Source organism: Pseudomonas sp. GM49 (assembly GCF_000282355.1).
In the GTDB taxonomy this organism is placed as follows: domain Bacteria; phylum Pseudomonadota; class Gammaproteobacteria; order Pseudomonadales; family Pseudomonadaceae; genus Aquipseudomonas.
Map to the genome: position 1 here is coordinate 19,815 of NZ_AKJL01000110.1, position 21,524 is coordinate 41,338.

At 59.0% G+C, this 21,524-nt stretch carries 20 protein-coding genes and 1 pseudogene; 10 read left to right on the forward strand and 11 right to left on the reverse strand.

Annotated elements, in window-relative coordinates; all coding sequences use genetic code 11:
* Positions 1-38 precede the first annotated feature (38 nt).
* A complete protein-coding gene (locus PMI29_RS18435) occupies positions 39-503 on the reverse strand; it encodes a glycine zipper 2TM domain-containing protein (protein WP_007996795.1) in 465 nt (154 codons plus the stop codon).
* 164 nt (positions 504-667) lie between these two features.
* Between PMI29_RS18435 and PMI29_RS18430 the strand changes: the two genes are divergently transcribed.
* Positions 668-904: a hypothetical protein gene (locus PMI29_RS18430; protein ID WP_007996796.1), complete on the forward strand. Its 237-nt coding sequence runs from the start codon at positions 668-670 to the stop codon at positions 902-904.
* Between the two features lie 3 nt (positions 905-907).
* Here PMI29_RS18430 and pdxH read toward each other — a convergent pair whose 3' ends face one another.
* The 5 genes from pdxH to dinG form a co-directional block, all read right to left on the reverse strand.
* Complete coding sequence (gene pdxH / locus PMI29_RS18425) at positions 908-1,555, reverse strand: pyridoxamine 5'-phosphate oxidase (RefSeq protein WP_007996798.1); 648 nt, start codon at positions 1,553-1,555, stop codon at positions 908-910.
* A 24-nt stretch (positions 1,556-1,579) separates the two neighbouring features.
* On the reverse strand, positions 1,580-2,587 hold the full coding sequence (locus PMI29_RS18420; protein ID WP_007996800.1) for an OmpA family protein: 1,008 nt from the start codon (positions 2,585-2,587) through the stop codon (positions 1,580-1,582).
* Between the two features lie 113 nt (positions 2,588-2,700).
* A complete protein-coding gene (locus PMI29_RS18415; protein WP_007996802.1) occupies positions 2,701-3,846 on the reverse strand; it encodes an EstA family serine hydrolase in 1,146 nt (381 codons plus the stop codon).
* Positions 3,847-4,072: 226 nt separating this feature from the next.
* Positions 4,073-6,460: a beta-galactosidase gene (locus tag PMI29_RS18410; RefSeq protein WP_007996803.1), complete on the reverse strand. Its 2,388-nt coding sequence runs from the start codon at positions 6,458-6,460 to the stop codon at positions 4,073-4,075.
* A gap of 96 nt (positions 6,461-6,556) precedes the next feature.
* Complete coding sequence (dinG, locus tag PMI29_RS18405; RefSeq protein ID WP_007996804.1) at positions 6,557-8,701, reverse strand: ATP-dependent DNA helicase DinG; 2,145 nt, start codon at positions 8,699-8,701, stop codon at positions 6,557-6,559.
* A 99-nt stretch (positions 8,702-8,800) separates the two neighbouring features.
* On the opposite strand from dinG, the gene PMI29_RS18400 reads away from it, so the two are divergent.
* Positions 8,801-9,265 carry a CopD family protein gene (locus PMI29_RS18400; protein ID WP_007996806.1) on the forward strand — a complete coding sequence of 155 codons (465 nt, stop codon included), beginning with the start codon at positions 8,801-8,803 and terminating at the stop codon, positions 9,263-9,265.
* A 70-nt stretch (positions 9,266-9,335) separates the two neighbouring features.
* Here the strand turns inward: PMI29_RS18400 and PMI29_RS18395 are convergent, their stop codons facing one another.
* The 4 genes from PMI29_RS18395 to PMI29_RS18380 form a co-directional block, all read right to left on the reverse strand.
* Positions 9,336-10,094, reverse strand: a complete 759-nt coding sequence (locus PMI29_RS18395) for a hypothetical protein (RefSeq protein WP_007996807.1) — start codon at positions 10,092-10,094, stop codon at positions 9,336-9,338.
* Positions 10,087-10,365, reverse strand: coding sequence for a DUF1145 domain-containing protein (locus PMI29_RS18390; RefSeq protein WP_007996809.1), 279 nt, complete (start codon positions 10,363-10,365; stop codon positions 10,087-10,089). The genes PMI29_RS18395 and PMI29_RS18390 overlap by 8 nt, the downstream gene beginning before the upstream one ends.
* Positions 10,366-10,513: 148 nt before the next feature.
* The gene (locus PMI29_RS18385; protein ID WP_007996811.1) at positions 10,514-11,221 is read right to left on the reverse strand and encodes an OmpA family protein; all 708 of its coding nucleotides are present in this window, start codon (positions 11,219-11,221) and stop codon (positions 10,514-10,516) included.
* 90 nt (positions 11,222-11,311) lie between these two features.
* Positions 11,312-12,001, reverse strand: a complete 690-nt coding sequence (locus PMI29_RS18380; RefSeq protein ID WP_007996813.1) for an OmpA family protein — start codon at positions 11,999-12,001, stop codon at positions 11,312-11,314.
* A gap of 189 nt (positions 12,002-12,190) precedes the next feature.
* On the opposite strand from PMI29_RS18380, the gene PMI29_RS18375 reads away from it, so the two are divergent.
* From PMI29_RS18375 to PMI29_RS18355, 5 genes are all read left to right on the forward strand, one after another.
* Positions 12,191-12,688, forward strand: coding sequence for a DUF6231 family protein (locus PMI29_RS18375; RefSeq protein ID WP_007996815.1), 498 nt, complete (start codon positions 12,191-12,193; stop codon positions 12,686-12,688).
* Positions 12,689-12,851: 163 nt separating this feature from the next.
* A complete protein-coding gene (locus PMI29_RS18370; RefSeq protein ID WP_007996817.1) occupies positions 12,852-14,000 on the forward strand; it encodes a tyrosine-type recombinase/integrase in 1,149 nt (382 codons plus the stop codon).
* Positions 14,000-15,676, forward strand: coding sequence for a hypothetical protein (locus PMI29_RS18365; RefSeq protein ID WP_007996819.1), 1,677 nt, complete (start codon positions 14,000-14,002; stop codon positions 15,674-15,676). Before PMI29_RS18370 ends, PMI29_RS18365 begins: the two co-directional genes overlap by 1 nt.
* Positions 15,673-17,562 (forward strand): hypothetical protein, encoded by a 1,890-nt coding sequence (locus PMI29_RS18360; protein ID WP_007996821.1) that lies wholly within the window; start codon positions 15,673-15,675, stop codon positions 17,560-17,562. Before PMI29_RS18365 ends, PMI29_RS18360 begins: the two co-directional genes overlap by 4 nt.
* Complete coding sequence (locus PMI29_RS18355) at positions 17,559-17,987, forward strand: hypothetical protein (protein WP_007996824.1); 429 nt, start codon at positions 17,559-17,561, stop codon at positions 17,985-17,987. Before PMI29_RS18360 ends, PMI29_RS18355 begins: the two co-directional genes overlap by 4 nt.
* Before the next feature lie 301 nt (positions 17,988-18,288).
* Here the strand turns inward: PMI29_RS18355 and PMI29_RS0130010 are convergent, their stop codons facing one another.
* The gene (locus tag PMI29_RS0130010; RefSeq protein ID WP_033052252.1) at positions 18,289-18,612 is read right to left on the reverse strand and encodes a helix-turn-helix domain-containing protein; all 324 of its coding nucleotides are present in this window, start codon (positions 18,610-18,612) and stop codon (positions 18,289-18,291) included.
* Positions 18,613-19,221: 609 nt separating this feature from the next.
* On the opposite strand from PMI29_RS0130010, the gene tnpA reads away from it, so the two are divergent.
* The 3 genes and pseudogenes from tnpA (at position 19,222) to tnpC (ending at position 21,512) form a co-directional block, all read left to right on the forward strand.
* Positions 19,222-19,548, forward strand: a complete 327-nt coding sequence (gene tnpA, locus PMI29_RS18350; protein ID WP_007996828.1) for an IS66-like element accessory protein TnpA — start codon at positions 19,222-19,224, stop codon at positions 19,546-19,548.
* Positions 19,545-19,880: an IS66 family insertion sequence element accessory protein TnpB gene (tnpB, locus tag PMI29_RS32545; protein ID WP_007996831.1), complete on the forward strand. Its 336-nt coding sequence runs from the start codon at positions 19,545-19,547 to the stop codon at positions 19,878-19,880. The genes tnpA and tnpB overlap by 4 nt, the downstream gene beginning before the upstream one ends.
* A gap of 61 nt (positions 19,881-19,941) precedes the next feature.
* Positions 19,942-21,512: pseudogene (gene tnpC, locus PMI29_RS0130020) on the forward strand (IS66 family transposase).
* Positions 21,513-21,524: the final 12 nt, after the last annotated feature.

The window sequence follows — 21,524 nt, forward strand, 5'->3', positions numbered from 1 at the left end:
TCACCTGATCGGGTTTTTTGTTTATCCGGTGTTTTCGCTTAGTGCGAAACGCGGCTGGTGCCATTCACACTGGCAATGCGCACACGCTCGCCAACACGGAACACTTCGTTCGGCTGAACTTCCTGAACGTAGGCGCGCATGCTGCCATCGTCTTCGCGCACGGTGATTTCCACACCCTGGGTGCGGGTCAAGCCTTCTTCAGCGGCCGAACCGATCAGGCCGCCAGCGACTGCGCCGATGACCGCAGCAACAACACTGCCTTTGCCGCCACCGATGGAGCTGCCACCAACGCCGCCGACCACTGCGCCTGCAGCGCCGCCGATCGGGGTTTTGGTGCCTTCGATCTTCACCGGACGCAATGCTTCGATGGTGCCCATGCGAACGGTCTGCACGCGACGCGCCTCGTCACGGGAGTAGGAGTCACCGGTCAGGCTCGATTGGCAACCAGTGAGCAACATCGCCATCGTGGAAAAGGAAGCAACCAGTAGAACAGACTTACGCATAGCATCAACTCCAAAGAAACAGATATTCATTAAACTCCGCAGCTTGACGCCTGTCACGACAACGCCCGGATAAAATTGTTTTGATTCAGGCTCCGTTAAGGCGCCTCCACGAACTCACACAGTAGCGGCAAAACCGGAAAACTGCCCACTGGCCAAGGATTCTCATGGACTACTTTATCATCGTCGTCACGACTGTTGCCGGTTTGTACTTCCATTGGTGGCTGTACGTGCGGATCAAACGCTGGATGGACCGCGATCTGGCGCTAGCGCTGGCGGGCAAGGACGAGCAGAAAAAAGCCTTCATGCTCGAACAGTTGGCGAGTGCCCGGGCGCAGAAGATCAAGCGTCGAGACCTGCCGAAGTGGCTGGAGGCCGCTGCGGCAGGCTATCCCGGTCGGTAGACTTCAGGGTGCCAGACGTTCAAGAATCCAGTCGGCGCCCTGCTGGCGGTAATTGAGGCGGTCGTGCAGGCGGCTTGGGCGGCCCTGCCAGAATTCGATGCGTTCCGGCAGCAGGCGATAACCGCCCCAGTGTTCCGGGCAATGCGGCTGGGTGTCGCTGAAACGTTGCTCGGTGTCCTTGAGCAGCGCTTCGAGTTCGCCACGATCGGCGATCACGCGGCTCTGCGGCGAAGCCCAGGCCCCCAGGCGACTGCCCAGTGGGCGGACCTGATAATAGGCGTCGGACTCCTCAGGCGTAACCTTCACCACCCGCCCTTCGATGCGCACCTGGCGCTCCAGCGCCGGCCAGAAAAACGTCATGGCCGCGAACGGATTCGCGGCCAGGTGCTGGCCCTTGGCGCTTTCGTAGTTGGTGAAAAAGGTGAAGCCCTGCTCGTCCAGGCCCTTGAGCAACAGAATGCGACAGTGTGGTCGACCGTCCGGGTCGACGGTGGCCAGCGTCATGGCGTTGGCTTCCACGGGCGCCTGTTCGGTTTTCACCGCGTCGGCGAACCACTGGTGGAACAGCGCAAACGGCTCGGCCGGGGCTTGTGCCTCGGTCAAGCCATCACGGGTGTAGTCACGACGCATATCAGCCAGGCCCTTGGTCATGGCGCATTCCTTTTGGTTAACGAATCACTGCTTTGCAGTATCGGTGGCGGCGACTTTCTTGTCAGCCGCGGAAGCTTTGGCTGGCGTGGTTTTCTTCGCCGGCGTTGCAGTTTTCGCAGGTGCTTTCTTGGCCGGAGCTTTTTTCGCCGGGGCTTTCTTCACCACTGGAACAGCAGCCTTTTTAGTCGCCGGGGCCGGTGTCACAGGCTTTGCCACCGGCTTGACGTCAGCGGCAGCGACCATGGTCACAGGCGCCGGCGCCGGCATGTTGTACTTGCTCAGCAGCGCGACCATGGTGTTTTGCGGGGTCACCAGCAGTTCCACGCGGCGGTTCAACGCACGCCCTTGCACGCTGTCGTTGGCAGCACGCGGCGCTTCACCGCCCAGGCCACGCAGCATCAAGCGATCACGCTGCAAACCACTGAGACGGAAAATCGCCGCAACGGCCTGGGCACGCTCCTGGCTCAGTTTGACGTTGGCAGGCGCAGCGCCGGACGTATCGCTGTGGCCGAGGATCAAGACAGCAGTCTTTGGATCGGCTTCAAGGATTTTGGCAACCCGGGTAAACGGACCGAGCGTGACCGGCAGCAACATAGCCGGACGATCAGGGTTGAACGAGCCTTCGACCGGCGCGGTCACCACCAGTACGTTTTCGCGGCGCTCGAGTTGCATGTTGCTGCCCTTGACCGCCTCGCGCAGACGCGGTTCGTAGTCATCAAGCCAGGCCTGGGTGACTTTCGGATCTGGCATCGGCACGGCCTTGGCCGCGCTCTGTTCGCTACCGCCGAACGGCCAGTACCACTTGCTACCGCTATCGGCTTCGGCCTTGGCCACCGCAACCGGTTTGACTGCGGGCTTCACCTCTGGCTTGACCACGGGCTTGCCGGCGCTGTCGTCGGAACCGAACGGCCAATACCAATGGCTGGCGCTTTCAGTCTTGGCGACAGGTGCCGTCGCATCTTTCTGTGGAGTCTGTGCGCAACCGGTAATAGCGAAGCACAGAGCCAAAGCGAGGGTTTTATTGGATGACATTGGATATCCACAAAAATGAAGTCAAAAAAATCAGGCCACATTGGCCGGTAGAAGCAAACGGTTTGAAACTGGAATGGCTATCGGGTTCCAGCCCTGGCACCCGATAGTCGTTTTTACAGACAAGTGGCCAGGACCCGCACCAGCTTTTGCGCGCGCGGGTCCATCAAGACGTATGGCCCCAGGGTATTTGTCACAAATCCGAAGGCCACATCGTGCTCCGGGTCAGCAAAACCGATGGAACCGCCGGCACCCGGATGACCAAACGCCCGCGGGCCAAGGCCGAACGTGGCATTCGCAACGTCCGGTTGATCGAGCATGCAACCCAGGCCGAAACGGGTCCGAGTCAGTAAAGTCTTGTCCTCGCCGAGGCTGTGCTCACGAGTCAATTCATCGAGCATTTCGCTTTCCAGCAGGCTACCGTCGAGCAGGCCGGCGTAGAACCCGGCCAGGCTGCGGGCATTGCCATGGCCATTGGCGGCTGGCTGTTGCATGCGTCGCCACTCGGGTTTGTTGGTGCTGGTCATGATCGACGGCGGGTTGGTGAACGCCCGGGTCGTCATGGCCGTTGGCTCACGCATGGTCACTTGCAGCAGGCGCTGGGCGGCGGCATCGCCGACATTGCCCTTGCCCCGCGCAATGTGGGCCACACGATAGAACTCTTCGTCGGCCAACCCCACATGAAAGTCCAGTCCCAACGGCCTGGCGACCCGCGCCACGATGGACTCCCCCGGCCCACGACCGTCGGCACGGCGCAGCAATTCACCGACCAGCCAGCCATAGGTGATCGCCGCGTAACCGTGACCTTCGCCCGGCGTCCACCACGGCGTTTCGGCGGCCAGGGCGTCGACCATGGTTTGCCAGTCGTACAGGGCTTCAGGGGCCAGTAACTCGCGCAATGCCGGAAGGCCGGCCTGATGGCAGAGCAGTTGACGCAGGGTGACGGATTCTTTGCCGGCAGCGGCAAATTCGGGCCAGTAGCGCGCAACCGGGGCATCCAGTTGCAGCTTGCCTTCGGCCACCAGTTGCAGCGCGGTGACGGCGGTAAAGGTCTTGGTGCAGGAGAACAGGTTGGCAATGGTATCGCTGTGCCAGGCCTCGGCCCCGTCCTTGTCGGCAGTGCCGGCCCACAGATCGACGACGGTTTCGCCACCTATCTGAATGCACAACGCTGCGCCACGCTCCTGGGGATCGTCGAACAGCGCCGCGAACGCCTCTCGCACCGCTTCGAACTTAAGCTCGTAATGACCCTGAATCTGCACCCGCAACTCCCCGGATTAACGCTCTACAAAGTGGCGGGCATTGTTCCAGCCCTTGAGGGTTTTGGGAACAGGGTTGGGCTGGATGGTTGTGGCGAGGGGGCTTTTCGGATCGCCGCACCGCCCCGTTGGAGTGCGCAGCGCTCCCAATTTTTCGGCCATTGCCGAGATTTTGGGGTTGCTACGCAACCCAACGGGGGCAAGCCCCCTCGCCACAGGGTTTCAGCGATTAATGGCCTTTCCCCGAATGCCCACCAGCGCCCTTCCCCGGTCCCTTGCCGGCCTCGGCTTTCCTGCCGCCCTCAGCATCGTGGCTGGCTTTGTCGGCTGCGACTGCGGCCTTCTCGGCCTCTTTGCCCAAATGCTCGACCGTCGCCAGATTGCTCTTGCGCACGCTGTCGACAAAGCCCTGGAACGGCAGATCAGTGACGCCCACCAACCCGAAGTGACCGTTTTCACCGTCAAGCAGGCGCCCGGTGACCGGTTGATCGAGGTACTGGAACCAATGCACGCCAACAATCGACGGCTCGCTCAATGCCTGCTTGAGGAAGTTGGCGTACGCCGGACCGCGGTCCTCCTCCTTCACCAACGGCGTGACGCCACCCCAGAACGGCCCACGATCAGCCGAGCCGAAATTGAACTCGGTGATCAGCACCGGTTTGTCGAGACTGCGCAGTTTGGCGAAGTCGTAACCATCCCGGGGTTGCAGGGTGTACATGTTGAAGCTCAACACGTCGCAATACTGGGCGCAGGACTCCACGGCTTCCGGCGTGCTGATCGCGAAACGGCCGCCGAGCAGCAGCTGGTTCGGCGCGTGCCATTTGAGTGAGTCGGAGATGGTCTTGAAATAAGTGTCGGCAAAGACCTTCTGGAAGTATTTGAAGTCCGCTTCGATTTCCGGGTGCTCGGCGCTTGGCAGTGGCGGCACAAACCCTGGGTCTTCCATCAATTCCCAGGCCGGCAGATCAATGCCCCAGGCTTTCGACAGGCCCGCCTGGTTGCGGTACTTGTCGCGCAGTTGCTTGAGGAACGCGCGCTTGGCCGGCACGTCAGTGGTCATTTTCAAGGTGCCGTAGGCCAGGGCATAACGGGCTTTCGGGTCATCGCCGGGACCGGCCCAGGCCAGTTCGTTGTCGGCGTAGTAACCGATCAGCCACGGATCGTCGCGATGATCGCGGGCGGCAATGGCCACGGCACGTTCAGTGGCCATGGCGAAACGCGGGTCGAACGGGTCGGGCATGCCGCCCCACCAGTCGGTACCGGTGCTGATGCTGGCATAGTCGCCGACAATCGACAGCGGCAAGGTGTACGGCACGCGATCAGCGTTGCCCAGTACGGGTGCGCTCCAGTTGCCAATGGTGTTGAAGCCCCAGGCCTGCAAGCGGTCAAGGGTGTGACTGGCCCAGCGCTGCTCGTCGAACAGCACTTTGCACGGTTCGACAGATTTTGGCTCAGCAGCTTTCTCTACCGCCGCTTCGGCGACACTGGCCTTGGCATCGCTGCCCTTCGCGCATGGATCGCCATACAGACGCTGCAGGTTGGCACCGTAGAAGTCGTACCAGCGACCGGCATTGTAGCCGCGCCCTTGATCGGCACCGTTGCCGCCACGGTTGTCGCCTTCGCCGTAATGGCTGGCGAGTGCTTCGTCAGCCTTGGGCAGGGATTCGAACATCCACTCGCGGCCGGCAACGTAGGTCTGGTTGACATCCGGGGCCACTGTATTGACCCCGAGGGAATAGAACGGGTGGCCTTCAGGCGTCACCAGATACCAGCGACCATCGCGTTTCTCGGTGCGGAAAAAGCCGCTGGCCTTGAATGACGGGCCTTTGCTCAAACCACCGAACTTGTCCAGGGAGGACTTTTCGCGCTCGGCCAGCCAGGTTTTCAGTTGCTGCTGCTCCTTGCCAGCTGCACCTTTAAGTTGTTCGTCGCTGCTGACTTTTTCCGGCCATTTGGTCCGGGTCGACTGGCCATATGCATCCACCAATCCGCCATAGACAGCTTGGGTGACCGACTCGCCGTCTTGCACACCAAAGCGCTCCAGCAGGATGCTTTGCGCGGCTTTCGGCTGGTCCATCGACAACGTCACGGACACCACCTGGCTGCGATCCAGCTCACCGGCACTACTGGCCAGCAACACACGCTGCCCCTCGACGGTCATCGGCATCGGCGGGCCAGCCTTCATGCCCTGGCTCAGCGGTGATGTCGCCTGCAAAGGCACCAACAGGGTTTGCGCAGGCCCCGCCGGCAAATCGACGCGGCTGACCAGTGTCTTGCCGTCGTTGCTCTGAATGGTTACGTACAGGGTCAAGGCCCAGTTCATCGCACTCTGGATCCGCAGGCTCATGACACCCGACTGCGACCAGTCCCAGGCACCGGTTTGTGGGGTCAGGCGCAAAGCCGGCCGGGCGACCGGGTTGAACGTCACTCGGCGCAGCACTTCGCCTTCAGGGGTTTGCTCGGCGTTGGACTGCGGCAGGCTGGCGTCCTGAGTCGCCACCTGGACCACGTCGGCGGGGCGCACAAAGTTGAACAGCGTCTGCTGGCTGGCAGGAGCGGCCAACAGCGGTGTTGCGAACAGCAGGGCAAAAACGGCAGGCAACGAACGGCAAATCATGAGAACGAAAATCTCCCTAACGACCTTCAATGGGCCAGTGGAAAAGCGATGGCAGAGAGATAGACAACGCGGTGGGCAAAACTGCCCACCGGTGCTTCAGGAAATTTCTCGACGGAACGGCGGCAACGCGTTGAGGATGGCTTTGCCATAGCGCTGGGTCACCAGGCGCCGGTCGAGCAAGGTGATGGTGCCGCGGTCTTCTTCGGTGCGCAGCAAGCGCCCGCAGGCCTGGACCAGCTTCAGCGAGGCGTCCGGCACGGAGATTTCCATGAACGGATTGCCACCCCGGGCTTCGATCCATTCCGACAGCGCCGCTTCGACGGGATCATCGGGTACCGAGAAAGGAATCTTGGCAATGACCACGTGCTCGCAATAGGCACCGGGCAAATCGACCCCTTCGGCGAAGCTCGCCAGGCCGAACAACACGCTGGAATCCCCGCCATCGACTCGCGCCTTGTGCTTGTTCAGGGTTTCCTGTTTCGACAGGTTGCCTTGAATGAACACTTGCTTGCGCCAGTCGCGGTCGAGGCCATCGAACACGTCCTGCATCTGTTTACGTGAGGAAAACAGCACCAGCGTGCCCCGCGAGCCTTCGACCAATTCAGGCAGATCACGAATGATCGCGGCGGTATGCGCCGCTGCATCACGCGGGTCGGCGTTCAGGTTCGGCACCCGCAGCACACCGGCGTCGGCGTGATGGAACGGGCTCGGCACCACCGCCGTCACGGCTTTTTTCGGCAGGCCGGCGCGCATGCGGAAGCGGTCGAAGGTGCCGAGGGCCGTCAAGGTCGCCGAAGTCACCAGACAGCCATACGCCACGTTCCACAGGTTGCGCCGGAGCATTTCCGCCGCGAGGATGGGACTTGCGTTGACCTCGATGTCGAACAGCGAACCGCTTTCGGCCAGGGTCAGCCAGCGGGCCATGGGCGGGTTGTCTTCCGGGTCTTCGACGGTGAAGGCTGTCCACAGCTCCCAGTTGCCGGAAGAACGCGACAACAGGCTGCCGAACAGCGGATACCACTCTTCAGCCTGATTGCTGGCGATGCCAATGTTGACCTCGCCGTCCATGCCTTCCTTGAGCAGGTCGGTCAGGCGAGTAAACAGATCGGTCAGGCGCGCGAAGCCTTTTTTCAGTTCGATGCCCATTTCACGCATGTGCTCGGGAATCACCCCGCCAACGAATCGGTGACGCGGGCGCTCGCGGCCTTCAACGTCTTCGCCGGGTTTGAAATCGGCAATCTGCTCGCAGGCGGTGAACATGAATTGCTGCTGGGTCTTGATCTCCCGCGCCAGCTCCGGCACCTGCTCGATCAACTTGCCCAGGTCGCCGGGCAACGGGTGCTGGGCCAGCAGTTTGGTGAGGTTCTTGGCGGTGGTTTCCAGCCAGTCGGCGGTGGAGCGCAGGCGCGTGTAATGGGCGAAGTGACCGATGGCCTTGTCCGGCAGGTGATGGCCTTCGTCGAACACGTAGATGGTGTCGCGCGGGTCCGGCAGCACAGCGCCGCCGCCCAGGGCCAGGTCAGCCAGGACCATGTCGTGGTTGGTGACAATCACGTCGACCTTGCCCATGCCTTCGCGGGCCTTGTAGAAGGCGCACTGGCCGAAGTTCGGGCAATGGCGGTTGGTGCACTGGCTGTGATCGGTGGTCAGGCGCGCCCAGTCGGCGTCCTCTAGGGCGGTGGACCAACTGTCGCGGTCGCCGTCCCACTTATTGCCGGCGAGCTTTTCGATCATGCTGGTGAACAGCTTCTGGCTGGCCTCGTCGACCTCGATCTTGAAGCCTTCTTCTTCGAACAGTTGTGCAGTGGCAGTCTGCGCGTGGCCTTCCTGGAGCAACATGTCGAGCTTGGACAGGCACATGTAGCGCCCGCGCCCCTTGGCCAGGGCGAAGCTGAAGTTCAGCCCGCTGTTGCGCATCAGGTCGGGCAAGTCCTTGTAGACGATCTGCTCCTGCAGGGCCACGGTAGCCGTGGCGATCACCAGGCGCTTGCCGGCAGCCTTGGCCGTGGGAATCGCCGCCAGGCTGTAGGCCACGGTCTTGCCGGTACCGGTGCCGGCCTCTACCGCGACAATTGCGGGCTCGCCGCTGCGCCGGCCTTCGTCGTCGGTGTCGATATCACCCAGGACCTTGGCGACTTCGGCGATCATCAGGCGTTGGCCGTAGCGCGGCTTGAGGCTCTTGGCTTCGAGAAAACGCGAGTAGGCGCCCTGGATCGTGGTTTTGAGTTCGGTGCTGATCATGGATTGTCGGGCGCAAAAAACGCTGGATAAATTTTCAGTAGTTCGGTTCGGTCGCTATCATACCCCGCTAATGAATCCTGCGCAGAACGGAGTAACCCAATGACACCTTTTAGCCTCGTTTATAGCCTGCATGTACTGGCCGCCCTGGTCTGGGTCGGCGGCATGTTTTTCGCCTGGATGGTCCTGCGCCCCGCCGCGATGAAGGCACTTGAAGGCCCTGCCCGACTGAAGTTGTGGGTAGAAGTGTTTCAAGGTTTTTTCCGCTGGGTCTGGGTGGCGGTTGTACTGCTGCCAATCAGCGGCGTGGGCATGTTGCATCTGCACTTCAACGGTTTTGAAGCCGCACCGCGCTATGTGCAGGTGATGATGGGGTTGTATGTGGTGATGACCGCGTTGTTTATCCGCATTCAGGCGCTGATGCTGCCGGAGTTGCGCTCAGCCGTGGCCGAGCAGGATTGGCCGGCCGGGGCGGCGGTACTGGGGCGGATTCGCCGATTGGTGGGGATCAATTTGTTGGTGGGGTTGGCTGTGGTGGCGATTGCTGCAGCACGGCCGATGTTGTGAAGTAACTCTGGCTTGGGAGCTTGGTGTGGCGAGGGAGCTTGCTCCCTCGCCACAGGGATCTCGGTGTTGCTTACATCCGCTGCACAGTCACCGAACCCGCCGCGCCTTCTGGCCCAGGCTGACCATCAGCCCCAGGTTTACCGCTCTTGCCGCCATCGGCCTTGTAAACCAGGCAGCCCTTGGCCTTGCCACCCGCACCCGGTTTGCCGCCAGGGCCGGCCAGGCCACCGACACCACCGGCCACCTGAACCTTGATCCGGTCGGCCGGGAAATCGTGCGGCACTGCCAGTTTGACCAGCGCCCCCGGTGCCCCCGGCTGACCATTGCTGCCATCACTGCCATCGGCACCGCGACCGGCCTGCCCCCAGGTGCAGCCCGGTTCCTGGCCGTTGGCCCCATCAAGACCCACAAACCCCGGTGCGCCCGCACCACCGCGAGCATCAACGATCAATTGCGGTGCGTTCAGTGCCTTGATCTGCAAATCAAGGTTGCGCCCAGATCGAGCGGCCTTCTGGTAAGTCCCAGGTGCGCCACGAGCGGTGATCTGGCTGCCTTCGGACAAATCGGCCCGACGGACCTTCAGCGCCAGCGCCTGTTCCCCGGGCACTATGGCAATGCGTGCTTCACGCCCCAGATGCAATTCACCCACGGTAACTTCGGTCACATTCGAGGGGATCAGCAAGGTGCCGTAATCGGCCACTTCCAGGCGTTCCAGTTGCAGGGTGCTGGTGGTGTTGGGCAAGCGCATCAGCGAGTTGGGTTCGACACTCACCACCTGTGCGCTGGCCAATGGGCTGATGAGTGCGGCGAGCAGACAGAGTTTACGCATGGGAAGCCTTCGAAGCGGTGGGGGCTGGAATGGTTTGCAGGTGGAACACACCGAAAATGATGATCTTCAGTCGGTCAAGCCAGGGATGGGCGCGCCCCCGGAGGCTGCGATAGCACAGCAACGCTTCCAGAAGATGGATGCCCCCCAACAGGCCACCGGCTAGATTGACCAACAGGTGCAGCGGAAAGACGAACGGCGTGAGCAGATTGACCAGCACCACCGACCAGAACAGCAGGGTCAGCAACCGCCCCAGCCCCCATAAGACTTTCATACGCTCCCCCGATGAGAATTATTGTTTGCGCGCACAGTAACGGCTTCCACGCGGGATAAGCCAGAGGGCAATGGAAAAATCTTCATGATGGCCGCCGAACGGCCGTCACAGCGATCAAACCTGTCGCCCGACGGCTCTATCTCTTGGCTCAGCGGTTTATATGCAGGTCCACGCGACGATTTTTCGCACGGCCTTCTTCTGTTTCGTTATCGGCGATCGGCTGGCTCTTGCCCTTGCCTTCGCTGGTGACTTTGTTCGGCGCCACACCCTGGCTCAACAGGTATTCCGCCACGCTGCTGGCACGCCGCTCCGACAAGCTCTGGTTATAGGCATCCGAACCGACGCTGTCTGTATGGCCGACCACCTTGATGCTGACCACATCGGCATCCTCGAACTTGCTCATCAACGCGACCAGTTGACTCTTCGCCGTCGGGGTCAGGTCGGATTGATTGAAGACAAACAGTACATCGCTCAGAGTAATGACTTCCGATTGCACAGGTTCGGCCTGTACGCTGTCCGGATACTGCGGCACCGAGCAACCGTGGTGATCGACCAGGGTATTGGCGGGTGTGTCAGGGCAACGGTCACGTCGGTCGAAAATGCCATCGCCGTCTTCGTCGCCATCCTGGGCATAGCAGATCAAGCCGCCGGACAGGATACCCAGCGCCGCCCCACCCGCGGCCCAACTGCCACTTTCGATTGCGCCCAGGCCACCACCGACCAGGCCGCCGATGAGGCTGCAAATTGGCCAGGTGCGTTGATTGAGGGGGGCAGTGCCGTCACTGTGGGTCGCACAGCCGGTCAAGAGGCTGCCAAGTAGCAGAACCGGCAAGACGGTCCTTGTGAGAACTATCATGTTGAAAGCTCCTGTGTCCCCGGCCAATACCGGTTACACAGGAGTAAAGACCCGCATCCGCGACTGCACAAGGCGCGGATGCGAGGGGGCTTAACGCTGGATTTTGATTTCCGTACGACGGTTCTGTGCACGACCGTCAGCGGTTTTGTTGTCTGCAACCGGCTGGCTTTCACCGGCACCGACAACCGACACGAAGTTGCTGCGAGGTACGCCTTGCTCGATGAGGTATTCAACCACCGAGTGGGCGCGTTTATCCGACAGTTTCTGGTTGTAGGAATCGCTGCCTACGCTGTCGGTATGGCCGGTTACGGTCAGTCGAGCAGTCGGTGCTTCGGCTTTCAGGCGAGTGGCAATCTTGTCGAGTACCTGTTTGTCGGACGAGGTAAGCGTGGCTTTATCAAACTGGAAGTGAACATCGCGGATGACGATGGTTTCTTCCTTGACCACAACCGCCTCTTCGACCACAGGTGCCGGTGGTGGGCAACCGTTGGCATCGACATGAACGCCTTTAGGCGTGCCCGGGCACTTGTCGCGGCTATCCGGTACACCATCGCCGTCTTCGTCGCCATCACCGTGAACCCAGCAATAAGCCGCTGCCGTACCGCCGACGAGCAGAGCACCATACCCTGCCCATGCCGAGCTTTCGGTCGCACCGAGGCCCGCACCCACGACACCACCAACCGCCGCACAGGTCGGCCAGTCGGTTTTCTGCAAACCTGCGCAACCAGTCAAGACACTGGTTAGCAGAACCAAGGGTAATGCTGTCCGAACTATGCTCATCTAGTTTTCTCCTGAAGGATCGGCTTGGAACCGATTCAGGTAGTAAAGACCCGAGTTTTAATCTCCGCCAGCAATAGGCCATGCTGTTTATTCACGCGTTAACGACGGGTTGGCGCTTTTACCGCCAAGCCGCTCTAGGCCCGAACGTTCGGGCAGGCTAGTCTTGGCGGATCTGATTGAGGATCTTTGATGATTGCAGGTATTTCTTCACGCACGCCGCAGCAGGCACTGGCCGCGTTACTTGACCGATATGCCCCCGCGCGCCTGTTGTTGATCGGCGCCAGCGAGTTCCCGGCGCTGGAGGCTTTCAAACTCGCTCACCCGGACAGTTGCGTCGCTTTCGCGCCCCCCGGCCCATTGCCCGACGAGTTGGCGGCCCGCCGTTTCGACCTGGCCCTGGTGGTCGATTGCCTGGAGCATTTGCCCAAGCGCGACGGCCTGAACCTGCTAGGCGGCATCCGCAACCTCAATGCCAGCCGTATAGCAGTGCTGGCAGATCTGCCGGCCTGTGGCTGGCAGGAAACGGACTTTTTCTCCCTGGCCCTGCAAGCCAGCGAACGCTTTCAACGGGACGAACAGGTCTTGACCCTGTTTACCTACGATCTGCTTGAATACAAACAAGTCCCCGACTGGCTCAATTCGCGCTTCTGGGCCAATCCGGAAAATTTCGGGAAATACTGGTGGTAATGCAATGATCTGACACCTTGCAAGCGTTAGATTCCCATTGTATTAGATGGCAGCCCCTTACGACCTCATAGCCTGAGCTGGTGATTAAGGGGCGATCTAATGGCCCTGAATCTGTTAAAGCAGACAAAAGGGATTGGGTGTCTGGTCAACGTAGGGATGGCAGATGGAGCTTGTGAGGGCTACTCAAGATTTTGTGATTGCTGGGCAACCCTTCCCGGAATTTCCCATTCTTCTGTGGGATTCGATGGAGAGTTGTATCCCCGTCAATCAATTCTTCCGCCACTACTTGCTTCGCGGAGCTATCGGGTCTAATCGTTCTTGGCCCAGTACTGGGCGTGCTCTTTACGATTTCTTCAGCTTCCTCCAAGCCCATGAGTTGGACTGGCGTGACGTTGATCGTGGCGAGGCAAAGAGCCTGGTGGCAGCCTATCGGGACTATTGCATGACGACGTGCAAACTGACACGCAATACCACCCGCCAGCGCTTGACTTACATCTGCAAATTCTACGAGTACGCCCTGAAGGAGGGGTGGGTGAATCGCGTGCCCTTCACCTACGAAGAACGCAACGTAAAGCGTGAAGCGAGCTTCCTAGCCCATGTCGATGCCAGTGGCGGCAAGACCATGGCAAAAGATGTAATGCCCCGTACCTACAGGACCCTACCCAGTTTTCTGAGCATGCCCGAGATCAAATCGCTCCTGACCGCAGCGGAGAACCCCCATCATCGGATGATGATACGCCTAGCGCTGTATACAGGTTTGCGCCGCGAGGAAATCGCAGCCTTCCCGCTGGTCTATGTTTTCGACCCGGACAACGCTGGAAAAACCGAACGCAACCTGCGCATTCGACTTGATCCGTTTGACGGCAGCGGCATGGTGACCAAAGGCAGCAAGCCGCGAGATATTCAAGTTAGCCGACAATTCATGGCCGATCTCTATCGCTATGCAACGAAGGTGCGCGGCGAGCGTGCCTCGCTGAGCAAGAACCCGCAAAAGGCGTTGTTCCTCAATAAGTCCGGGGAACCTTATGGGGACAACGGCAAGAGTCTCAACCGGATCATCACCAAGACTGGCAAGCAAGCTGGAATCAAGGTTCATGCGCACATGCTACGGCATACATACGCCACCCAAACCCTGGTCAGCCTTCAGCGTAACCCTGCGAGCGGACTAGAGCCCTTAGTGTTTGTTCAGCGGCAACTCGGCCACAGTTCGATTCAGACAACCATGGTGTACCTGCACTTGGTCAACGAAATGGCCGACGAAGCGGTGCTGGCCTATGACGATGAGTTGAACGCGTTGGCGGAGGCGGTCTAATGGGAAAGCGCAAGGTATTTACAAAGACCGATCTCAGTGTCTCGCAAGTCGAGCACAGCCGCGATGCAGTAGCCAATGTGGTTATTTTGCGCAAGGCCATACCGCCGAGTAACACCATTATCAAGTTCAAGCGGAACACTACCACTATCCGTAGCTTCGATTTTGCCCGTTGGTACGGCGCTGGCATCGACCCCCTCACCCATGCCTGCCAGCGCCAGATCGAGCGCTTCCTCTCAGATGGAGAGGCCGTCCTAGCAACCAGCACCGTGACTAGCTACTGCAAGGGACTGCGCAATTTTCTCGACTATTGCATGCTGCGGGCAACGGCATTTGGCCGAGAATTGGATTTGGCCGATATAACCCGAGATCTAATCGACGGTTATCTCGGCCATCTCGCTGGGTTAGACGTGACAACTATCAGTAACCGAACCACCTATTCACAGACCAAGTCCGTACTGCTCGCCTTGGGGCGGCGTGGACTGGTCCACCTGGTCACCTCCGGCGATGCCGCGACCTTCCCGGATAATCCCTTTCCGAATAGCAACCGTAAGGTCAATGGCGAGACGGCGCTGTCCAAGCGCGAGCGGCAAGCGTTAACGGTGGCGCTGCGGCAGGCCATCAAGTCGATTTGGGATGACGATGTACCTGTGACCGGTGAACTCCTAAGCGTTATCCTGCTGGTCGTGGCACTGCACACTGGACGCAATACCACGCCACTGCTGGAAATGGGCCGCGACTGCCTGCGCTCGCACCCTAAGGATAACACTGTGTTCCTGGTGCTATGGAAACGGCGCGGCTACAACTCCAGCAAAGTGGCCCTCCGCCCCGAGTCAGACGCCGAACGCGTTTTGGAATCCACGCCGAGCGTGAGAACCACCCTGGAACGGCTGATCCGTCGCGTGATGACTCTAACCGAGCCTCTGGATGCAGAGGCACCGGTCGACCTCAAGGGCCGAGTGTGGCTGCATCGCATTCGTTCCGGAAAAAATGCCGGCGAAATCCATGCGTTGAGTGCGTCATCGTTGGGATACGCAGTAACCAGCCTTGTAGCTCGCTATAACCTGACCAACAGCGACGGAAGGCCGCTGCGCATTAACATCTCGCGTCTGCGCAAGACCTTCGCCAACCGCATCTTCGAGCTGACCGATGGAGATTTGGCGACCACTGCCGTGGCACTCGGCAATACCCCGCGTGTAGCCGACCAAAACTACTTGGCACCCGGTGAAGTTGCCCGTCGCAACTGGCAGTTCATGGGTGAGGTACTGGTGCAGGAGTTGCTAACCCAGACCATTGGAGCGACCTATAAGAATACCCCCATGGGCCGCTGCGCCGACCCGGTGAACGGCCAGTATGCTCCGAAGCGCGAGGGTGCGACCTGCACGAACTTCATAAACTGCCTGCGGTGCAGTCACTATGCGGTGACCGCCGAGGATCTGTACAAACTGTTCAGCTTCTACTTCCGCGTGCTGACCGAGCGCTCGCGTATGGACAAGCGGCGCTGGGCACGAGAGTACGCCCACATCCCCCGTTTGATAGACCACTACATCATTGCTGAGGGCCTTCGTCGCGGCACGTTCAAGGCAGCCGTCGTGGAGGCCGCCCGTGAGCGTGCCCGCATCCTGCCTCATCCATTCTGGACAGTTGATCTGATTGACAACTTGGAGGTCTTTGCATGAGCGACAACACCTTGGTGGTAACAACCTGTGCCTTCTTTGCAGCCCAGCCTGATGATGTGCGTGGGCTCTCCGCATCCGAGCGCGAAACCCTAATTGTCAGCAGCACTCAGATCGATGGAAAGTGGGTCATCCTCAGCCACTACCGCGATAATATTTGGCAACTCGATGGGTTCACCAGCAACGTGGAGATGAGCAGGAGACGGCTGGACTTCAACAAAATACCGTCGGCATTTCGAGAAGTGATGAAGGCAATGTTGTACCGCTATCTACGACGTGGCCGCAGAGCCGGTATACGGCCTAAAGGCAGCTCTACGAAAGTTTTATTCCATAATGCACTGCCATTCTTACGCCATTTGCAGGCGCTTAAGCTCGATCACATTTACGCGGCAACCCCCATGGTTTGCGGGACCTATGTGAACGCAAGCAAGGCGTATCGGCAAACCAAGCATTCTAAAGATAAGCCACTTTCGCAAAATATAATGGAATCCCGTTTCCAAGCCGTCGAAGCGCTCTATGAACTCAGTCAATACACCGACGACCGGATGCCGACGCATCCATGGCCCGAGACTTCAGCGGCGGCATTGGCGGGGCTCACCGGCCATGGATCCAATTACATAAGCAAAACACATTTAATTTCCGATGATGTGTTCTGCGTCCTGTTCGAGCGAGCCTACCAGCAACTTGAAAGCGGTCAGCACCTGCTTGACCTCCGCGATGCAATGGATGCCCTAACGACGCAGCGAAAAGGGCAACCTACCAGTTCCGTCTATGCTGCCAAGAACCTTCAGCTTGGCTCTCTTGGTTGGGAGGGCGGTCTGAACTCACTCAATAAGGCACTACTCGATCTGCGGACTTCTTGTTACATCGTCGTAGCCAGCACTTCCGGCTGTCGCAACCACGAGCTGACCAATCTACAGTCAGGCGCACACCACCGCACCGAGGACGACGAAGGCACCATATACCACTGGATGCGCTCTCGCTCGGAAAAAACCGATGCTGGTGTGCATGACTGGATGATCCCCGAAGTTGCTGTGCGCGCCCTGCGCCTGATGGAGCGCTGGAGCACGCCCTATCAGGCCATGCTTGCCGCCGAAATCACGCAGCGGAGACGCGCCAATCCATATGATCCGCAGATCGTTGAGGCACAGAAACACCGCCATGCGCTCTTTCTCGCTGTGGATCCAAAAATTAATCAGGCACGCACGCTTAGCAACAAAAATTGGAATGGGCGCCTTAAAGCATTCACCAAGGATTGTGGTCTGAGTTGGAATCTCACTACCCATCAGTTCCGCCGCAAGTTCGCCAACTACGCCGCGCACAGCCGCTTCGGCGATCTGCGCTACCTCAGGGAGCATTACGCGCACTGGTCGTTGGACATGACCTTGGGCTACGCCATGGACGATAGCTGGGGACAACATCTGGACCTTGAACTGTACGCCGATATTCAGGGAGAGGTGGAAGACATAAAACTCGGTGTCGTAGATAAATGGCTAGGTGACGAATCCTTGGCCGGGGGCTATGGCAAAGCGCTCAAGCAGTGGCAGCGGGAGCCGCAGAACCTGCTGATTTTCAAGGATCACGCCTCGATGTTGAAGTCCATTAGTGAGAGTACCGCAATCCGCAGCAACGGCCATGCCTGGTGCACGGCGGACAATGACGGTTGCGTCGGCAACACCCTTGAACGTACCCGCTGCGGCGATTGCAACCATGCCGTGATCGGACGCGGCCACGCGGCCATCTACCAGCGACTCTACGATGATCTGAAAGGGCTGCTGCATTGCACAGACATCGGCGAGGGCGGACGTCAGCGCGTTGAGCGCGACCTGAAGCGCTGCCGTGACGTACTGGCGCAGTTGGGAATGGCCCCGGAGACTTTAATCGCATGATACCTAAGGACAAGCAAACCAATTACAAGCCTGCCGAGGATCGCGAGAAGGATCTGAAACTCGCGCTCCTCCGCATCCAGAAGGGTCGTACCCGCACTGGGGAGTCCAAGGTTACCATCGCAGCGGTCGCCCGTGAGGCGGGCGTATCAACGGCGCTGATTCACAACCACTACCCACGAATTGCCGAAGCGATCCGGGAGGTTCAAGGTCGTTCCAGTCGCGCCATGCGTGATGTAAAACAACAAGACTTGATTGCGGAACGTAAGAAGTCCGCTGCGTACCGACAGGAGATCGAAGAATTGCGGGCCAAGGTCGCCAATCTCGCATCCATCAATGAGGTGCTGATGGACGATAACCGTGTGCTCAAAGCAAAGCTGAACGACCCTAAGATTGTCGAACTGACTTCAAGGAAGCCGCATGGATAGGTCGATTTTGCATAGCATGCATTCGCACCCTTTTGCGTCGAGGGAAATGTCAGTACAGAAATATCCTTGGTAACCGAGGCTTAAATTGCTCCGTGTAAACCACTTTTGTTCCTTGTTAACCACAGTGGTTTACAGTGCAAAAATTAGGGTTACAGAATTTGGGCCTACCCTGCCCCCCGGAGGTGTCCGGTCTTTAATCGCCCTCTGGTAACTATCCCTGCATCGAACCAATGCGCCGACACGACGAAGTGAAATACAGCGCATTGAAGTCATTACTCGAGTGTTTCCAAAGCTCTCGCGCTTACTCGGTTTTGGGGTAATGCTTGCGAAGCTTCGAAACGCCCTCGGCGACCTCAAGACGCTCGATCTCCCCAATGACGTCCTCAAGGACTTTCGCAACAGAACGATTGTCCTTTAGAGCATAGCTACCGACCATCAACGTTATGGGGTGCGTACCGAGCACAGCAGCAATGTCGTCGAGCTTCTCGATAGTAGGAGCATACAAACCTCGCTCCAATGTGCTGATGTAAGTCCGACTGCTAAGGGTGGAAAAGTCCTCCTGCGTCCGGCCTTGTTTCACACGAAGCCACCGAAGAACTGTCCCGAAAGCACTTTTCAATTCCACTTTGCATGCCCTGCAAAAGGAACGATAAGGCGCTTTCGAACAGTATATGACTACAATGTATACTGTTCATGCTGAGGGTTCGCCGTGTTCATAACCAATAAACAGGCAGAAGTGAAAGGCTCTCAAGCAATGCTGGAGCCTGGCCACCAAGGTTGGCATTTTGTTCAACAACACCTGCTGTCACCTTGGTTTCATACAACGATAGTCAGATGCGAGGACGGCCTAGAATTCCACGACGTAGTGTTTGTGGATGGCTTGCCAGCGCTAACGTCCCTTCTGGAGCTAACGGAAACGGGAGTCCAAGTCAGGTCGGTACAGTTGGTGTCACCTGGGTGGCTCAACGGCACCGGTGACTGGCACATGGATATATTGTTGGAAATCGCTCGAAGTCAGGATGGGGCCTCGCTGCGGTACACCCTCCATGATGGCCGCCATTTCTACTTCCCTGAGGCACAAACAGATGCCTCAGGGAAATACAGTGTGCTGGTGTTTCCAACACGAGAGGACGATGGTAAGGGGCCGGTGAACACACCTTCCGAGCCCGGCCCATAAGGACGATTGTGTCCGCGTATTTTTGCGGACGCAATTGCCCTTAACGCCAGGATCACCATGCGCCAACGTAAGTCCTACCCGAAATCCTTCAAAACCAAAGTCGTCCAAGAGTGTGAGCAGCCCGGAGTTTCCGTGGCCGCGATTGCGATGAGGCACGGGATCAACGCCAATGTCGTTCGCCGGTGGATACCGCTGTTCCGCGATCAACAGGCAGTCGCGCTGCCAGCTTTTGTTCCTGTGAAAGTCGCGCCGGTCGACCCCAAACCAAAGGCTCAAGCGTCGGCGATCATCGAGCTTCTGCTTGGCGAGCAATCAATCTGCGTGAAGTGGCCAGCTTCCGACCCTGAAGGTTGCGCCCGCTTTATCCGGGGGCTTGCCCTGTGATCCGCATCGACTCCATCTGGCTGGCCACCGAACCGATGGACATGCGAGCGGGCACTGAGACCGCACTAGCCAGAGTGATCGCGGTGTTCGGTGCGGCGCAGCCGCACTGTGCTTATCTGTTCGCCAACCGCCGCGCCACTCGGATGAAAGTGCTGGTGCATGACGGCTTCGGGATCTGGCTGGCGGCGCGCCGGTTGAACCAGGGCAAGTTTCACTGGCCAGGCATTCGCCACGGCGCTGAAATGGAGCTGGATACCGAACAACTTCAGGCGTTGGTGTTGGGGCTACCATGGCAACGTGCGGGCTCCGGCGGCGCGATCACACTGCTTTAACCGCAGCCATTAGCCTATCGGTCTATCGCCGTGAACGGCACGCTCTGGCAAAATCCGGGGCATGACTTCTTCGCCCAATCTCGACCAAATGTCCTCTGACCAACTGCGTGCCTTGGCCGCGCAGCTACTCTCGCAAGTCGAAACCATGGGCAAGACGGTCGAGACAATGGGTAAGAAGATCAACCGCGATCAAACGGTGATCGAGAAGCTGACCCACGAGATCGCCCAACTCAAGCGCTTGAAGTTTGCCAAGCGCAGCGAGCAGATGAATCCTGAGCAGGCCAGCTTGCTCGATGACCTGATCGATACCGATATCGCGGCGATTGAAGCCGAGCTTCAAGCCTTGCAAACAGCTCCCGTAGCGACTGAAAAAAGCAGAAGCCCAAGCGTACGGCGCTACCGGCAGAGTTTCCACGCACACTGATTCATCACGAGCCGGACAACACTCACTGCCCATGTGGCTGCGCACTCAAGCGCATTGGTGAAGATGTCAGCGAGAAGTTGGACTACACGCCCGGCGTGTTTACCGTTGAACGTCATGTCCGTGGCAAGTGGGTCTGCAATGACTGCGAAACATTGATCCAGGCACCCGTACCGGCGCAGGTCATTGATAAGGGCATCCCGACCGCCGGGTTGCTGGCCCACGTCATGATCGCCAAGTTTTCCGATCATCTGCCGCTGTTCCGACAGGAATCGATTTTCGGTCGGGCCGGCTTGGCGATTCCCCGTTCCACGTTGGCCCAATGGGTGGGCATGACGGGCGTGCAGTTGCAGCCCCTGGTCGATGCACTGCGTGACGTAGTGCTCGGTCAGCAGGTTATCCATACCGATGAAACACCGGTGCAGATGCTCGCGCCAGGTACAAAGAAAACCCACCGCTCTTATGTCTGGGCATACGCCACCAGCCAGTTCTGCGAAACCGCGGCGGTCGTCTACGACTTCAGCCCCAGCCGCGCCGGCGAGCATGCGCGCAACTTCCTGCAAGACTGAAAGGGCAAACTGGTCTGTGATGATTTTGGTGGCTACAAGGCCAGTTTCGAACTCGGCGTGACCGAGATCGGCTGCATGGCCCATGCAAGGCGCAAGTTCTTCGAACTGCACGCCACCAACAAGAGCATGCTAGCCGAACAGGCCCTTCGCTATATCCAGTTGCTGTATGAAATCGAGAGCGAAGTCCGCGACCTGGAACCGGGGTTACGGCATCGAATACGGCAAGAAAAAGCCGTACCCGTGATGGAAAGGCTGCATGCCTGGATGATCGCCCAGCGAGATCTCGTGCCGGAAGGTTCGGCTATTAGCAGAGCCCTGGATTACAGCCTAAAACGCTGGGCAGCGCTGTCGCGCTACCTCGATGACGGGGCCGTCCCCATAGACAACAATTGGGCGGAGAACCAAATCCGGCCGTGGGCTCTTGGGCGCAAGAACTGGCTCTTCGCAGGGTCGCTACGCAGCGGAAAACGGGCAGCGGCGATCATGAGTTTGATCCAGTCGGCGCGGCTGAATGGACATGATCCGTACGCGTATCTGAAGGACATCCTCACGCGATTGCCAGCACAGCGCGTGAGTGAAATCGTTAAGTTGTTGCCGCATAACTGGGTGCCGTTAGGCAACCAGCTATGCCAGTTCGCTTAAGGTGAGCAGGTG

Excerpts from the sequence above, each read along its gene's own strand:
- PMI29_RS18420 (WP_007996800.1), bottom strand. The coding sequence starts at position 2,587 with ATGTCATCCAATAAAACCCTCGCTTTGGCTCTGTGCTTCGCTATTACC.
- PMI29_RS18410 (WP_007996803.1), bottom strand. The coding sequence starts at position 6,460 with ATGATTTGCCGTTCGTTGCCTGCCGTTTTTGCCCTGCTGTTCGCAACA.
- tnpA (WP_007996828.1), top strand. The coding sequence starts at position 19,222 with ATGCGCCAACGTAAGTCCTACCCGAAATCCTTCAAAACCAAAGTCGTC.
- PMI29_RS18390 (WP_007996809.1), bottom strand. The coding sequence starts at position 10,365 with ATGAAAGTCTTATGGGGGCTGGGGCGGTTGCTGACCCTGCTGTTCTGG.
- PMI29_RS18380 (WP_007996813.1), bottom strand. The coding sequence starts at position 12,001 with ATGAGCATAGTTCGGACAGCATTACCCTTGGTTCTGCTAACCAGTGTC.
- PMI29_RS18355 (WP_007996824.1), top strand. The coding sequence starts at position 17,559 with ATGATACCTAAGGACAAGCAAACCAATTACAAGCCTGCCGAGGATCGC.
- PMI29_RS18365 (WP_007996819.1), top strand. The coding sequence starts at position 14,000 with ATGGGAAAGCGCAAGGTATTTACAAAGACCGATCTCAGTGTCTCGCAA.
- PMI29_RS18435 (WP_007996795.1), bottom strand. The coding sequence starts at position 503 with ATGCGTAAGTCTGTTCTACTGGTTGCTTCCTTTTCCACGATGGCGATG.
- dinG (WP_007996804.1), bottom strand. The coding sequence starts at position 8,701 with ATGATCAGCACCGAACTCAAAACCACGATCCAGGGCGCCTACTCGCGT.
- PMI29_RS18430 (WP_007996796.1), top strand. The coding sequence starts at position 668 with ATGGACTACTTTATCATCGTCGTCACGACTGTTGCCGGTTTGTACTTC.
- PMI29_RS18385 (WP_007996811.1), bottom strand. The coding sequence starts at position 11,221 with ATGATAGTTCTCACAAGGACCGTCTTGCCGGTTCTGCTACTTGGCAGC.
- PMI29_RS18360 (WP_007996821.1), top strand. The coding sequence starts at position 15,673 with ATGAGCGACAACACCTTGGTGGTAACAACCTGTGCCTTCTTTGCAGCC.
- PMI29_RS18370 (WP_007996817.1), top strand. The coding sequence starts at position 12,852 with ATGGAGCTTGTGAGGGCTACTCAAGATTTTGTGATTGCTGGGCAACCC.
- PMI29_RS18395 (WP_007996807.1), bottom strand. The coding sequence starts at position 10,094 with ATGCGTAAACTCTGTCTGCTCGCCGCACTCATCAGCCCATTGGCCAGC.
- PMI29_RS18375 (WP_007996815.1), top strand. The coding sequence starts at position 12,191 with ATGATTGCAGGTATTTCTTCACGCACGCCGCAGCAGGCACTGGCCGCG.
- PMI29_RS18400 (WP_007996806.1), top strand. The coding sequence starts at position 8,801 with ATGACACCTTTTAGCCTCGTTTATAGCCTGCATGTACTGGCCGCCCTG.
- pdxH (WP_007996798.1), bottom strand. The coding sequence starts at position 1,555 with ATGACCAAGGGCCTGGCTGATATGCGTCGTGACTACACCCGTGATGGC.